Below are 14869 nucleotides of genomic sequence, written 5' to 3'. Positions count from 1 at the left end.
CCTTGCTCAGAGTCGGGCAAAGTCATTGAAGAGCGCGATGCTCATCAACATCAGCAGCAATGCTGCCCCAAATCTGAATCCTATTTCCTGTACCTTTTCAGACACAGGTTTACCAGTGATTACCTCAACGAAGTAATACAGCAGGTGTCCCCCATCGAGCACAGGCAATGGCAGCAGGTTAATGATGCCTAAATTGACACTGATAAGCGCGAGGAAACCGAGAAAGTAAACCAAGCCATAGTTTGCACTATTGCCCGCACCCTGTGCGATTGAGATAGGTCCACTTAAGTTTTTCACTGACACATCGCCAGTAAATAATTTGCCAATCATCTTAAAGCTCACCGCAACAAGTTGCCATGTTTTATCGGCTGCGATAGCAAAAGATTCGATTGGGCCATATTCAAGTTGCAGGCGCATATTCTCAGGCCACTGTGCCTGAGCCGGGCTAACCCCAAGCACGCCTACCTCTTTACCATCACTATTTTTAACACTCGCAGGTGTCACTGAGATGGCAAACTGCTCGCCATTACGGCGCACAGTTAACTCCACTGGCACATTGGCAGAATGTTGAATAATGTCAACAAAAGCTTGCCAATCGGTGTAATTTTGGCCATTGATGGCAACCAAGGTATCACCGACTTTCAGGTCACTCTTAGCCGCCGCGCTGCCTTCGCTGATGAGCGCAATTTGTGGCTCAATCGCAGGGCGATACACGCCCAGCCCCAGCGCCGTAATCGGCGACTCTTTTTCTGGATCGAAACGCCACTCGCGGGTATCAAGGGTGTAGGTGCGAGCCGTGGTGTCTAAACCCTGCAAGCCATTTAGCGGCGCGAGGGAGACGGTTAGGCTGTCATCGCCAATATGGCCCACAAGCGCTAAATTCACTTCTTCCCAATTTCGTACTGGTTGGCCTGAAATCGCCGTCACTTGCATAGGCTCATTCACTTGGATTTGCGCCGCTGCCGTGCCAGGTGTGGTTGAGGTAATCACAGGCTTGAGCGATGGCACGCCAATTAAGTACATAAAATACAGCGCGATAATCGCAAAGATAAAGTTTGCAATCGGCCCTGCGGCCACAATCGCAATCCGTTGCCAAACAGTTTTACGGTTAAAGGCTTGGTCCTTTAACTCATCGGGTACGTCTTCTACTCGCTCATCGAGCATTTTGACATAGCCGCCTAACGGGATCATGGCGATGACGTATTCAGTGCCATCTTGACCCACTTTGCGCCAAATAGCCTTACCAAAACCAATAGAGAAACGTTCAACCTTCACGCCACAGCGGCGTGCAACATAGAAATGGCCGTATTCGTGGGCGGTAATAAGCAGCCCAAGCGCAACGATAAACGAACCTAAGTTCCACAAAAAATCTAACATTCCACTCCTTATGTCATCGTCAAATCCGCTTATCCCTCATCAAATGGGGATTAAGCAAATTTCGCTAACTGTTCGCGGGCATAAATCCGCGTTTGTGCATCGAGGGCGATAATATCATCGATGCTGGTCATCGCCCGTTTAGGCACTGATGATAAGCAGGCTTCATTCACCTTGGCGATATGGGTAAAACCAATCTGCCCCTGTAAAAATGCCTCGACGGCGATTTCATTAGCGGCATTGAGTACCGTAGTTGCTTCTTGGCCTTGGGCACAAGCGGCGATCGCTAACGCCAAACAAGGAAAGCGATTAAAGTCCGGCTCACAAAAGCTTAACTGTCCGACTTTGAAAAAATCCAAAGGTTCAACGCCAGAGCTAATTCTTTGTGGATAGGACATACAATGTGCAATCGGTGTACGCATATCCGGGTTCCCCATTTGCGCGATGACGCTGCCATCCCGGTATTGCACCATCGAATGGATAACGCTCTGCGGATGGATAACCACCTTTAATTGGTCTTTCTGGGTATTAAACAACCAGCGCGCTTCAATAAACTCCAAGCCCTTATTCATCATAGTGGCGGAGTCGACTGAAATTTTCGGCCCCATCGACCAGTTTGGATGTTTACAGGCCTGCGCTGGCGTCATCGACGCAAGACTGGCAAGCTCAGCGGTCAAGAAGGGGCCGCCAGAGCCGGTCAGCAAAATATGGGAAATTCCCGATGCGCCTAAATCACAGCGGCCTAAATTGGCCTGCACCTCTTCGGGTAAGCATTGGAAAATCGCATTGTGCTCACTATCAACTGGCAATAGAGTCGCGCCAGAGGCTTTAGTGGCCTCAATAAAGAGTTCACCGGACATCACCAAGGCTTCTTTATTGGCGAGCAATACCCGCTTACCCGCCTTGACGGCAGCTAAGGTGGGCACAAGCCCCACAGCGCCGACGATAGCAGCCATCACAGTATCCACTTCAGCGGCTGTGACTAAGGCGATGAGTTCATCCTCACCGCTACTGACTTGGATATTAAGCTCAGGGGGAAGCTTGGCTTGTAGCGCTAATGCGGCCTGACTATCGACCATATGGGCGACTTGGGGGCGATGGGTTACACACAGGGCGAGCATCTTATCGACACTCGCATTCGCCACTAAAGCGTAAACACGATAGGCATCGGGATTAGCCGAAATCACACTTAAAGTGCTGGCACCAATCGACCCAGTTGCGCCCAAAATCACCATATTTTGCATAGCGTTACATCCAAAATGCAATGTAGATTAAGGTAAACACCGGCAAGGCCGCAGTGAGGCTGTCGATGCGATCGAGCACGCCACCATGCCCAGGCAGAATCGTGCCAGAGTCTTTGATGCAGGCGGCACGCTTAAACATACTCTCGGATAAATCGCCAAGCGCCGAAATCAGTGCCACGAAAATGGTAACCGCGACCACTAATCCTAATTCCTGCTCAGGCGAAATATACATCACGCCAGCGACAACAATCAGTGTTGTCATCAGGCCGCCCAATAAACCCTCTAGAGTTTTAGCTGGGCTCACCGCTGGCATCAGCTTGGTCTTGCCGACCGCTTTGCCGACAAAATACGCGCCCGAATCGGCCGCCCAGACAATCAGCATCACCAGAAATACCAATGACGCGCCATAGTAAGGCGATATTTGCGAACTAATGGATTTGAGTGCAATCAGCGCCACAAAACACGGCACTAAGGTGAGTTGTCCAAACATGGACTTCAGCATCGGGTTCTTTTGCCAGAGTTTGGCGCTCTTAGGGTAAGTCACCACCAACAGCAGTGACACTATCCACCAGAATGCGCCGATGGCAATCACGGCAAGGTAGATAGGATGAATTTGTCCCCTGAGCCAAATGGTGTCGGCGGGAACAATTAAATTCAAGGCGATAAGTAAAATACCGACGGTGCAAGTAAAACTCCATTGAGTCACATCACATTGACTATCGATGATCCTGCCCCACTCCTTAGCGGCGATCAGAAACACGGCCACTAAGGCCCAAGCAAAGTACTCTACGGGGAGTAAAAAGATCGCTCCCAAAACTAATGGAATTAACCAAATTGCTGTTATTATACGTTGTTTTAGCAAAAAAAATCCCTCATGACGTTTTACAATGCGCGCATCTCATCAATTTGACTTCCGGTCAAACCAAAACGGCGCTGGCGACTGGCAAAAGTAGCAATCGCTTCATGAAAAGCCTGTTCATCGAAATCAGGCCAAAGGGTGTCCATAAACACCAATTCAGCATAGGCAGCCTGCCAGAGCACAAAATTGCTGATCCGGTAATCCCCACCCGTACGGATCATTAAATCAACTTCACTCTGATTTTGCATGCACAAATGTTCACTCAAGGCTTCTTCGGTGAACTGACTGCTGGTCATTTCGCCATTTTCCACCTTTTCAGCTAACTTTTGAGCTGCTTGCAGTATGTCCCAACGGCCACCGTAATTGGCCGCTACATTCAATATCAATCCACTATTGCCTGCAGTTTTTTCTTCTGCGGCACGAATTTGTTTTTGTAAACGCGCAGAAAAACGGCTGATATCGCCGATGATATTCAATCGGACTTGGTTTTTATCGAGTAACTTAATTTCCCGTTGTAACACGGTAAAAAACAATTCCATCAGCAAGCTGACTTCTTTATCGGGTCTACGCCAATTCTCGCTGGAAAACGCAAATAGCGTCAGCGATTGTATCCCTAACTGACTGGCCGCACTCACCGCACGTCTCACCGCCTTTACGCCGGCTTTATGCCCCATCACTCGTGGTTTGCCCTGGGTTTGGGCCCAACGTCCATTACCATCCATAATAATCGCAACATGTTTAGGTAATGACTGTTTAACGAGTTCGGGTAATACCTCCGGTAAGCTTGTCTGAGCACAAGCATCCTGCTCAGTTGACCTAGATTGCGGATCAAATTCCACTGTGGATGACATCTATTACAACCCTTTAAAATAGACAAACGCCGTGTAGTATACCCCTACACGGCGTAGCAACTCTAGCTTATAGCGCCTGAGATTAGACTTCCATCAACTCAATTTCTTTGGCCGCTAAAATCTCATCGACCTTCTTAATGTGAGCATCGGTGAACTTTTGCACTTCGTCTTCAAAGCGGCGAACATCATCTTCAGTACATTCTTTGGCTTTTTCGAGTTTCTTCACTTCAGAAATCGCGTCACGACGTACGTTACGAATCGCCACACGGCCGCCTTCGGCTTCTGCACGAACCACTTTGATGAAGTCTTTACGACGTTCTTCAGTCAGTGCGGGTAATGGAATACGTAAGGTTGCGCCCGCTGACATTGGGTTTAAGCCAAGGTCTGAGCTCATAATCGCTTTCTCAACCGCTTGGATTGCACTACGGTCGAATACAGTCACAGACAGGGTACGCGCATCTTCAATACCCACGTTCGCCACTTGGTTCAGCGGGGTCATAGTGCCGTAGTAAGACACTTGGATAGAGTCCAGTAAGCTTGGGTGTGCACGACCAGTACGTACTTTCGCCATTTGGTTCTTAGTCGCTTCTACGCATTTACCCATGCGCTCTTGAGCATCTTTTTTAATATCTGCAATCACGTTAAATGTCCTTCTTGGTCATTAAAAACTTATTTCGCTTTGATCAATGTGCCTTCTTCTTCACCCATGACCACGCGGCGCAGTGCACCAGGTTTGTTCATGTTGAATACTAGGATTGGCATGTCATGATCACGCGCCATCGTAAAGGCTGCTAAGTCCATTACTTTTAATTCTTTGTCCAGTACTTCAGTGTACGATAATTCATCGTACTTCACTGCTTCTGGATTTTTCATCGGGTCGTCAGAATAAACGCCGTCAACTTTAGTGCCTTTTAGCACGACTTCTGCTTCGATTTCAATGCCGCGTAAGCAAGCAGCAGAATCGGTAGTGCAGAATGGGTTACCAGTACCCGCAGCAAAAATCACTACACGGCCTGATTTTAATAAGCTGATAGCCTCAGCCCAATTGTAGTCGTCGCATACCCCTTTTAACGGGATTGCCGACATCAGACGAGCATTAACATAGGCACGGTGCAGGGCATCACGCATGGCCAAGCCGTTCATAACCGTTGCCAGCATACCCATGTGATCGCCCACCACACGGTTCATGCCCGCTTTTGCTAGGCCTTCACCGCGAAATAGATTACCACCACCAATGACCACACCCACCTGAATGCCTAACTCTACCAGCTCTTTCACTTCTTGAGCCATGCGATCTAACACTTTAGGGTCGATGCCGAAGCCTTCGTCGCCCATCAGTGCCTCGCCACTTAATTTTAGAAGAATGCGTCTAAATGCAGGTTTTGGATTGGTGCTCATATTTTTTTGTCCTGGTCATAACAAGACCGCAGCCATTGCTGCGGTCTTGGGGGTATTTAGCGTTGGCGATTAAGCCTTTTTAGAAGCAGCGATTTGAGCAGCAACTTCAGCTGCGAAATCTTCTTCTTTCTTCTCAATACCTTCACCCACTTCTAAACGAATGAAGTTAGTGACTTTAGCGCCTTTCTCTTTCAAGAATTCGCCAACAGTTTTCTTTGGTTCCATGATGTAAGCTTGACCAGTCAGAGAGATCTCACCGGTGAACTTCTTCATACGACCAACAACCATTTTCTCTGCGATTTCAGCAGGCTTGCCTTCATTCATAGAGATTTCGATTTGCAGAGCTTGTTCACGAGCAACTACGTCTGCTGGAACGTCTTCTGGGTTAACGTATTCTGGCTTAGAAGCTGCAACGTGCATTGCTAAGTGCTTCAGAGTTTCCTCATCCGCTTCACCAGTTACTACAACACCAATACGCTCACCGTGACGGTATGAAGCTAATTGAGTGCCGTCGATGTACTCAACGCGACGAACGTTGATGTTTTCACCGATTTTAGCAACCAGAGCAACACGGGCTTCTTCGAATTGGGCTTTTAAGTCTTCTAAAGACACTTTAGACGCTGCAGCAACGTCTAAAACAGCGTTAGCAAAACCTAAGAAGTTCGCATCTTTAGCAACGAAGTCAGTTTGGCAGTTTACTTCTAACAGTACTGCGAAACCTTCACCGTTTTTGATCAGGATAGTACCGTCAGCAGCGATGTTACCTGCTTTCTTAGCAGCTTTAGCAGCACCAGACTTACGCATGTTGTCAATTGCTAACTCCATGTCGCCGTTGGTTTCTTCTAACGCTTTTTTACAATCCATCATGCCTGCGCCAGTACGCTCGCGCAGTTCTTTAACTTGGGCAGCAGAAATTGCCATTGTTAAATCCTCTCTAAAAATTCGACTAATTTGCAGATATAAAACAGGGGCCGAATGGCCCCTGTTAACCAATCAAAATCTTGGTTAATAAGGGTGATGAAACTCATCCCGCCTTATTATTATTCGGCTTCTACGAAACCGTCTTGCTCAGCTTGAACAGCTAAATCTTGACCACGGCCAGCGTTAGCAGCTGCAGCAACAGAAGTAGTGTACAGGCGAATAGCGCGCATTGCGTCGTCGTTACCAGGAACGATGTAGTTAACACCGTCTGGAGCAGAGTTAGTATCAACAACTGCAACAACAGGGATACCCAGGTTGTTAGCTTCTTTAATAGCGATATGCTCGTGGTCAGCGCCGATAACGAATAATACGTCTGGCAGGCCGCCCATGTTCTTAATACCGCCTAAAGATTTTTCCAGCTTTTCAAGCTCACGAGTACGCATCAGCGCTTCTTTCTTGGTCAGCTTGTCGAAAGTACCGTCTACTGATTGGCTTTCCAGTTCTTTCAGACGCTTGATTGACTGACGAACGGTTTTCCAGTTAGTCAGCATACCGCCTAACCAACGGTGATCAACGTAGTACTGATCGCAAGAAATAGCAGCTTCTTTGATCGCTTCGCCAGCAGCACGTTTAGTACCAACGAATAATACTTTACCTTTCTTTGAAGCAACGTTGCTGATGAAAGCCAGTGCTTCATTGAACATTGGCACAGTATGCTCTAGGTTGATGATGTGAACGCCGTTGCGAGCACCGAAAATGAATGGCTTCATTTTTGGGTTCCAGTAACGGGTTTGGTGACCGAAGTGGACACCGGCCTGGAGCATATCGCGCATTGAAACTGTAGTCATTTCTATTACCTTAAAATTTAGGGGGTTAGACCTCCACGTATCCCATGTCTTCGACCCCGCAGTTAACAGCTGAGGGCACCCCGAAGAATGTGTCGACACGTGTGTGATTTAGTATTTAGATAAATTGCCATGTATAATGGCCGCCATCTTTAGTCTTGCCTTGGGTTAAGATAAGCAAAAGCTGACCTTATACATCCTGCAAGACTTAAACATAACGGCGCGCTTTATACCATAAATAGCCCTAAAGCACAAATTTTTGCATCGGGTAGATGCCGCCAATAGACATCGAAGACACAAGAGAAAACGCAATGAGTATAGTCATTAAGACAGCAGAAGAAATCGAGAAAATGCGCGCAGCGGGTAAGCTGGCCGCACAAGTATTAGAAATGATCGCCCCTTATGTTAAGGCTGGCGTGAGCACTAATGAACTAAACGATATCTGCGCCAAATATACCGAAGAGCAAGGCGCGATTTCTGCCCCGCTCAATTACCATGGTTTTCCTAAGTCGATTTGTACTTCGTTAAACAACGTTATTTGCCATGGTATTCCGAGTGACCGCGTTCTCAAGGATGGCGATATTCTCAATATCGATATCACAGTCATCAAAGACGGTTACCACGGTGATACCTCTAAAATGTTCTTAATCGGTGAAGTCAGCCCTAAGGACAAGCGCCTGTGCCGTATCGCGCAAGAGAGTTTATACCTCGCCATTCGTAAGGTTCGCCCGGGGTTAAAACTGGGTGAAATCGGTAATACTATCGAAAAATTCATCAAAGCCAGCAAAACAGGTCTTGAGAAATATTCCATCGTGCAAGATTATTGTGGTCACGGTATTGGTGCCGGTTTCCATGAAGAGCCGCAAGTCATGCACTACCGTAATGGCGATAACACCATTTTACGCCCTGGCATGTGTTTTACCATTGAGCCAATGATCAACGCCGGTCGCCACACCACAGTGTTAGACCGTGACGATAAGTGGACTGTCACCACCTCCGATGGTAAAAACTCTGCCCAATGGGAACATACATTATTAGTGACCGAAACCGGTGTAGAAGTCCTGACTCTACGTGATGAGGAAGACTTCCCGCGTATCATTAATCACTAAGCGACATACTTAGTACGTTAGGACTCAGAGGATTACTGAACACCTAACTCATCCAAACAAGGGACTCGATGAATACAGCTCTGCTAGCTAAACAATCATTAATCGAACAGAATCAAACGCTTTTAGCAAGATTCAAGGCCAAAACCCCGATTGAAGAGCTAGTGACGCAGCGCTGTCAGTTCGTCGATTCCCTCGTCAAGCAGGCCTGGCAACAGCACGGTCTGGACCAATATCCTATCGCCCTGATTGCCGTTGGCGGCTACGGTCGCGGCGAGTTACATCCGCACTCGGATGTCGATTTATTATTCCTGTTCGAAGGCGAGTTATCGCAGGCGGCTGAAACAGCACTGAGCGAATTTATCGCCTTTTTATGGGACGCCAGCCTTGAGATTGGTCACAGTGTTCGCACTCTCAGCGACACTCTAAATCTAGGTCGAGAAGACATTACTATCGCCACTAACCTGCTCGAGGCACGGTTACTCTCAGGCCCAGAATCCCTGTTTGATCAACTCTATGACGCCATCCGCCAGAGTGATTTTTGGACGTCGAGCCAGTTCTTTATCGCCAAACGTGATGAACAAACGGCCCGCCATGCCAAGGCAAGCGCCTTCGATCTTGAGCCAAATATTAAGAGTTGCCCCGGCGGCCTGCGGGACATTCAAACTATCGCCTGGGTTGCCATGCGCCACTTTGGCGCCTCACGCCTAGAAGAACTGGTTCAATACGAATTTTTAGAACCCGCCGAGTTAGAAGAGCTGCTCGAGTGTCAGCATTTTCTGTGGAAGCTGCGCTTTGCCCTGCATATGGCGGTCGGTCGCGATGAAAATCGCCTGCTGTTCGATGTCCAGCGCCAAGTGGCCGAGCTGATGGGTTATGAAGACGCCACTCAACTCGCCGTTGAGCAGATGATGAAACGCTACTATCGCACGGTGCGCCGGGTGATGGAGCTGAACGAAATGCTGCTGCAACTGTTTAAGCGGGCGACTCTTGGCCAAACCAAGGCCTTAGAAATTCAAGCGATTGACAATAACTATCAACGTCGCGGTGCCTTTATCGAGGCCCTAAGAGACGATTTATTCGATAGCGGCGAAGAAATTGTACGCCTCTTTGTCCATGTCGCTAAAAACTCCAATATTAAAGGCATTTATGCGCCGACGCTGAGATCCCTAAGACGCGCACGCCGAGCACAGCTGCAACCCTTGCAGGAAAATCCGCAGTGCCGACAAGCCTTTATGGAAATCTTAAAGCATCCTCGTGGCATCGCGGCCTTATCGCTGATGCATAAACACGGGGTGCTGTCGGCCTATTTGCCCGCATGGCGCAATATCGAAGGCCAAATGCAGTTTGACCTGTTCCATGCCTACACGGTGGATGAACACACCCACAGATTGCTGCTCAACATCGAGCGCTTCTCACAGCCGGAGCAGAAGGAAGAGTTTCCTTTAGGCTCAGTGCTGATCAATCAGTTACCGAAAAAAGGTTTGTTGGTACTCGGCGCAATTTTCCATGATATCGCCAAGGGACGCGGCGGCGATCACAGCAAGCTTGGCTCAAGCGATGCCCTCGCCTTCTGTAAGCTCCATGGCTTAAACGACCACGATGGCCGCTTAGTCGCTTGGCTGGTCGAAAATCACTTAGTGATGTCGGTAACCGCTCAGCGCCGCGATATTTCCGATCCCGATGTGGTGGCCGACTTTGCCAGCAAGGTGCGCGATGCGGTGCATTTAAGTTATTTATATTGCTTAACCGTCGCCGATATCTGCGCCACCAATGAGAAGACCTGGAACAACTGGAAAGGCTCACTGCTGCGTGACTTATATTTCTCTACCCAAAGGGTGCTGGCGCGGGGGAAAGAAAAACCCGTCGATATCCGCGCGCGAGTACGGGAATATCAAGCCAAGGCCAAAAAAGACCTGCTTCGCCGTGGCGTGAAAGAAAAAGATTTAGATACCCTCTGGCAACGCTTTAAGGCCGACTACTTTTTGCGCCACCAGCCGAATCAAGTTGCTTGGCATGCCGAAGCTATCCTTAAGCATAAACAGCTAGATGAGCCGCTGGTGCTGGTGTCAAAACACACGACACGCGGTGGCACAGAGCTCTTTGTCTACTGTCAGGACAGACCTAAGCTGTTCGCCACCGTGATGGCGGTGCTCGACAATAAAAACATCAACGTCCACGATGCTAACATTATGACATCGAAGGATAATTACGCCCTTGACACCTTCGTTATCCTCGAGCAAGACGGCGCCCCCGTGAGCCAACTCTCACGCATTCAGAGTATCCGTAAGGCCCTTGAAAAAGCACTTGCAAGCGATAACCCTAAGCTGCCGCGCTTTAGAAAGCTGTCACGCAAGATGAAACCTTTTAATGTTCCCACTCAGGTGAGTTTCCTTGAGAGTAACCGTCATGGTACAAGTATGATGGAACTCATCGCCTTGGATACGCCGGGATTATTAGCTAAAGTGGGCGATATTTTTTATCGCTGCAACACGACCTTGCTAGCCGCCAAAATCACCACCATTGGCGAGCGAGCCGAAGACTTTTTTATTTTGCAAACCAATGATGGCTTGCAACTCAATGAAACCCAAGAGAATACGCTCAAGGAAGCCTTGATTAGCGCGTTGAGCGCCATCAACACAGAGTCAACCAATTAACCAGAACGGGAGAAGTAAATGGAGGCTTTACGCCAACGTATTGAGGCCGCATTTGAAGCGCGTGCCGACATCACACCAAGCACTGTTGACGCAAGCGTGCGTAACGATGTGCAAAATGTCATCAATATGCTCGATAAAGGTGAACTGCGCGTCGCCGAGAAAATCGATGGCCAATGGCATGTACATCAATGGTTGAAGAAGGCGGTATTACTGTCATTCCGTATTTTCGATAACGCGGTTATCGATGGTGCCGAAACCAAATATTTCGATAAAGTACCGTTAAAGTTCGCCGAGTATGACGAAGCCCGCTTTAAAGCCGAAGCTATCCGTGTGGTGCCATCGGCAACCGTACGTAAAGGCTCTTTTATCGGTAAAAACACTGTGTTAATGCCTTCTTACGTGAACCTTGGCGCCTACGTTGACGAAGGCACTATGGTTGACACTTGGGCAACTGTTGGCTCATGTGCACAAATCGGTAAGAACGTGCACTTATCCGGTGGTGTGGGCATCGGTGGCGTACTCGAGCCGCTGCAAGCGGGTCCGACCATTATTGAAGACAACTGCTTTATCGGCGCACGCTCTGAGATTGTCGAAGGCGTTGTCGTTGAAGAAGGCTCTGTGATTTCAATGGGCGTTTATATCGGCCAAAGCACCCGTATCTATGACCGTGAAACGGGCGAAATCCACTATGGCCGCGTACCAGCTGGCTCTGTCGTAGTATCGGGTAACCTGCCATCGGCTTGCGGTAAATACAGCCTATACGCTGCGATTATCGTTAAAAAAGTGGATGCGAAAACCCGCGGTAAAGTGGGTATCAACGAACTGTTACGTATCGTCGATTAAGCCATATTCATGCTGTACACCATGCCAAAATGCCAAGCTAATGCTTGGCATTTTTTATGGTAAAAACACACTCCAAAGGGCTCAAAGACACATCAAGTTACACCGAGACACACTCTGTTCCCAACCCCACATTTAGATACACTTCTGCGGCCAAATCCCTCTGCAAGGCCGGTAAAAACAGACTTTACTCAAAGGGTCTACTCACCCGTCAAGGAGCTAAAGATGAAAGCAACATTGGTAAAATTGGGCGGTGCCGCCCTACTCTGCACTATAGGAATAGGCTCAAACGCTTTTGCCGCCATGGATCCACAGTTAGAAAATACTTTAGTGGCGGTTTGTAAGGCTGGAGCCAGTAATAATCTGATCTCATTTAGCAACACTATGCAGGAATACCGCATCAACCAAGCTCGGATATTCCCTCGTTTGGTCTGTAACGGCGAAAGCTTCCATCAGTTCGCCCTCAGCCAAGGCGCCGACAAAACCGCCAAACGTATTGGCCGTTATGTACAAGGTACTGTCACCATCAAAGATATCGCCCAAAATTCAATGGATGAGGTGTATGCCGTTAATTTTTAATTTGAACGTCACGGTAAGATTAGGCGTCAATTTGACGCCTTTTTACTGCTATCGATTTAATGGATGAACGATTAATGACGATTTGGAGCACATGCGGCAGACACCTTGGGTTCAGTTCATGTAGCCAACGCAGATAAATCCAAACAAAGTTGTCAAATCAACCGCTCCGCCTCTTGGCGGTCCTTATTGGCCATGGCGATGGTTCGCCAACCAATCACACCTATCGCATGCTGAGCTTTATTCACCACGACCAAAAACTCAGTATCCATTTGGTTAAGCAGCTGCAAGGCATCTTCAGAGGTGGCGACATCGCTAATCAAAGGCACTGAGTGCTCCATAATTTGATGGGCTTTTTTACGCAGGAATGCCCTGTCGTGTTCCCGCTCCGCCGCAGTGCCAATCAAGGGGCTAAGCCAATAATCGACAAGGCGCTGAGTGATCACACCGATGATTTTATGGCTCTCATCGAGCACCACCGCCACCTTGGCATGGGCCGCAGTTAATAAACGTTTGATATCGGCAAGCTCATGGTCGAGTGTCACAGACACCACAGGATCCAATACCGCAGCGCCGACATGGTCACTGATACTCAGCTCTCGATTGATTAAAATCTCTAAGCAAGTATCGACAATTTTTGCGTCAAACAAGCTGCCTCGACCTGCTTTTAATACCTCAGTCATTTTAGCCAACCCCATAGAAGGACGATAAGGGCGATGGGACAAGATAGAGTCGGCCACATCGGCCACGGCAATGATCTTAGCCTCATAAAGGATCGTTTTATCCTTCAAGCCTAAGGGATAACCCGAGCCATCGAGCCGCTCGTGGTGCTGCAAAATCATCTGCTTAATCGGCCAAGGGAACTCCACATCGGCAACAATTTCAGCCCCATGCAACGGATGGGTTTGGATTAATGCGTACTCTTCTTTGGATAATTTGGAGGGTTTAGTCAAAATCTGCGACGGGATCGCAAGCTTACCAATATCGTGTACCAGCGCACCGATTTTAAGCCCTTCTAATCGCTGCGGTTCAAGCCCGAGTTTTTCACCAATCAAATAGCTTAACTGGGCAACCGATTTTTGGTGCCCTGCGGTATAGGCATCCTTTAATTCAAGCGCCTCCGAAATCGCGCTGATAAGCTGGGTCAAGGATTGGGATAACTGCTCTTTTTGCGCCTTGATGATTTTTGATTGGCGCGACACCGCTCGCAGACTGCGGGGAAGCTCAATCGAATGCCATAAAATACTCGCGAAGGTCAGGAGCGAACGGGCATCATTGCGGCTATAGGGCTCGTCTCGCCCCACGACACACACTATCCCGGCTAAACGGTGATGGAACACCATAGGTACAGCAAGGTAGCGCTCGCCCAGCAGTAAGCGGTCAAACAACAAATTATCCGGCCGATTATCCGCTAACGTATTCTCAATAATGGGTTTGTAATCTTTAACACACTCTTGCCATAACTGACTTTCCAGCTCTGAGGCTTGGGTATTTTCTTCGACAAATTCGGCCTGATTGACCTTAGGCGCGGGATAGTCCGAACGGGCCGCGAGGGTGAGTGACTTGGATTTATCGTTATGCAGTAAAATAAAACCGTAGCGACTGTTCATCAACGCAATCGCCTTTGCGACAGCGACCTTAAACACTTGTTCCTGTGGAGATTGGATTACATCATCAATATGTTGCAACCAAGCATCGCTCGCTTGAATCGCTTGGCGATAATCGGCATGCAGTCCTTTGAGTGGCCATTCTTCGAAATTGATTTCTGAGAGGAAGAGTTGCCAGCCCAGCTCAGGAATAGCGTACAGGGCAAAATGCACCCGCATGCCCTGATTATCCCGCAGTACCAGCCCGATGTAGTTATCGGTACGTTGAAGAATATCACGGCAAAGTTCGGCATTAAATTCAGTAAATAACTGACAAATCGGCTGATTGATGATCTGTGCCGCCGAGCGCTGGCAACGCTGATAAAACGCCCGGCTCATGCACTGCACCCTAAACTGACTATCTAGACGTGCCCAAGACAAAGGTAAATCCTCGGGCAGGTCTTTTATTCCTATAATGAGGCTACGGCTCATAGACATCAAACACCCCTTCCATGATGAATGCACTGGCCGAACAACAATCTCAAATCAAGTACTTGAAGTTCGGCTCAAGGTGCAGCAACTAGGTGATAACGTCTTAAATATTGCAATTAA

The 14869-nt window shown here is 48.4% G+C and carries 13 protein-coding genes; 4 read left to right on the top strand and 9 right to left on the bottom strand.

Annotated features, from left to right (window positions below):
* Window positions 1-6: 6 nt before the first annotated feature.
* The 8 genes from rseP to rpsB all read right to left on the bottom strand — a co-directional run bounded on the left by rseP (window position 7) and on the right by rpsB (window position 7495).
* On the bottom strand, window positions 7-1377 hold the full coding sequence (rseP, locus tag B5P39_RS04765) for a sigma E protease regulator RseP (RefSeq protein ID WP_088210646.1): 1371 nt from the start codon (window positions 1375-1377) through the stop codon (window positions 7-9).
* Between the two features lie 50 nt (window positions 1378-1427).
* A complete protein-coding gene (gene ispC / locus B5P39_RS04760; protein ID WP_088210645.1) occupies window positions 1428-2618 on the bottom strand; it encodes a 1-deoxy-D-xylulose-5-phosphate reductoisomerase in 1191 nt (396 codons plus the stop codon).
* Window positions 2619-2622: 4 nt separating this feature from the next.
* Complete coding sequence (locus B5P39_RS04755) at window positions 2623-3480, bottom strand: phosphatidate cytidylyltransferase (RefSeq protein ID WP_088210644.1); 858 nt, start codon at window positions 3478-3480, stop codon at window positions 2623-2625.
* Between the two features lie 20 nt (window positions 3481-3500).
* Window positions 3501-4328: a polyprenyl diphosphate synthase gene (uppS, locus tag B5P39_RS04750; RefSeq protein ID WP_011623389.1), complete on the bottom strand. Its 828-nt coding sequence runs from the start codon at window positions 4326-4328 to the stop codon at window positions 3501-3503.
* A gap of 82 nt (window positions 4329-4410) precedes the next feature.
* The gene (gene frr, locus B5P39_RS04745) at window positions 4411-4968 is read right to left on the bottom strand and encodes a ribosome recycling factor (protein ID WP_011717689.1); all 558 of its coding nucleotides are present in this window, start codon (window positions 4966-4968) and stop codon (window positions 4411-4413) included.
* Between the two features lie 29 nt (window positions 4969-4997).
* Window positions 4998-5726 carry a UMP kinase gene (gene pyrH / locus B5P39_RS04740; RefSeq protein WP_011717690.1) on the bottom strand — a complete coding sequence of 243 codons (729 nt, stop codon included), beginning with the start codon at window positions 5724-5726 and terminating at the stop codon, window positions 4998-5000.
* 69 nt (window positions 5727-5795) lie between these two features.
* Window positions 5796-6647: a translation elongation factor Ts gene (tsf, locus tag B5P39_RS04735; RefSeq protein WP_011623392.1), complete on the bottom strand. Its 852-nt coding sequence runs from the start codon at window positions 6645-6647 to the stop codon at window positions 5796-5798.
* A gap of 119 nt (window positions 6648-6766) precedes the next feature.
* Complete coding sequence (gene rpsB, locus B5P39_RS04730; RefSeq protein ID WP_011071784.1) at window positions 6767-7495, bottom strand: 30S ribosomal protein S2; 729 nt, start codon at window positions 7493-7495, stop codon at window positions 6767-6769.
* 308 nt (window positions 7496-7803) lie between these two features.
* Here rpsB and map point away from each other — a divergent pair, with 308 nt between their 5' ends.
* From map to B5P39_RS04710, 4 genes are all read left to right on the top strand, one after another.
* The gene (map, locus tag B5P39_RS04725; RefSeq protein ID WP_041408815.1) at window positions 7804-8601 is read left to right on the top strand and encodes a type I methionyl aminopeptidase; all 798 of its coding nucleotides are present in this window, start codon (window positions 7804-7806) and stop codon (window positions 8599-8601) included.
* Between the two features lie 68 nt (window positions 8602-8669).
* On the top strand, window positions 8670-11255 hold the full coding sequence (glnD, locus tag B5P39_RS04720; protein WP_011626709.1) for a bifunctional uridylyltransferase/uridylyl-removing protein GlnD: 2586 nt from the start codon (window positions 8670-8672) through the stop codon (window positions 11253-11255).
* 18 nt (window positions 11256-11273) lie between these two features.
* Window positions 11274-12098 (top strand): 2,3,4,5-tetrahydropyridine-2,6-dicarboxylate N-succinyltransferase, encoded by an 825-nt coding sequence (gene dapD / locus B5P39_RS04715; RefSeq protein WP_011623395.1) that lies wholly within the window; start codon window positions 11274-11276, stop codon window positions 12096-12098.
* A 222-nt stretch (window positions 12099-12320) separates the two neighbouring features.
* A complete protein-coding gene (locus tag B5P39_RS04710; protein ID WP_011626710.1) occupies window positions 12321-12674 on the top strand; it encodes a DUF3718 domain-containing protein in 354 nt (117 codons plus the stop codon).
* A 152-nt stretch (window positions 12675-12826) separates the two neighbouring features.
* On the opposite strand, the gene B5P39_RS04705 is transcribed toward B5P39_RS04710, so the two are convergent.
* Window positions 12827-14755 carry an HD domain-containing phosphohydrolase gene (locus B5P39_RS04705; RefSeq protein WP_088210643.1) on the bottom strand — a complete coding sequence of 643 codons (1929 nt, stop codon included), beginning with the start codon at window positions 14753-14755 and terminating at the stop codon, window positions 12827-12829.
* Window positions 14756-14869 lie beyond the last annotated feature (114 nt).

Origin of the sequence: Shewanella sp. Shew256, assembly GCF_002196695.1 — a bacterium.
GTDB classification, from domain to species: Bacteria; Pseudomonadota; Gammaproteobacteria; order Enterobacterales; family Shewanellaceae; genus Shewanella; species Shewanella mangrovisoli.
Note: the sequence above shows the minus strand (reverse complement) of the source record. Positions and strands in the feature narration are given on the sequence as shown.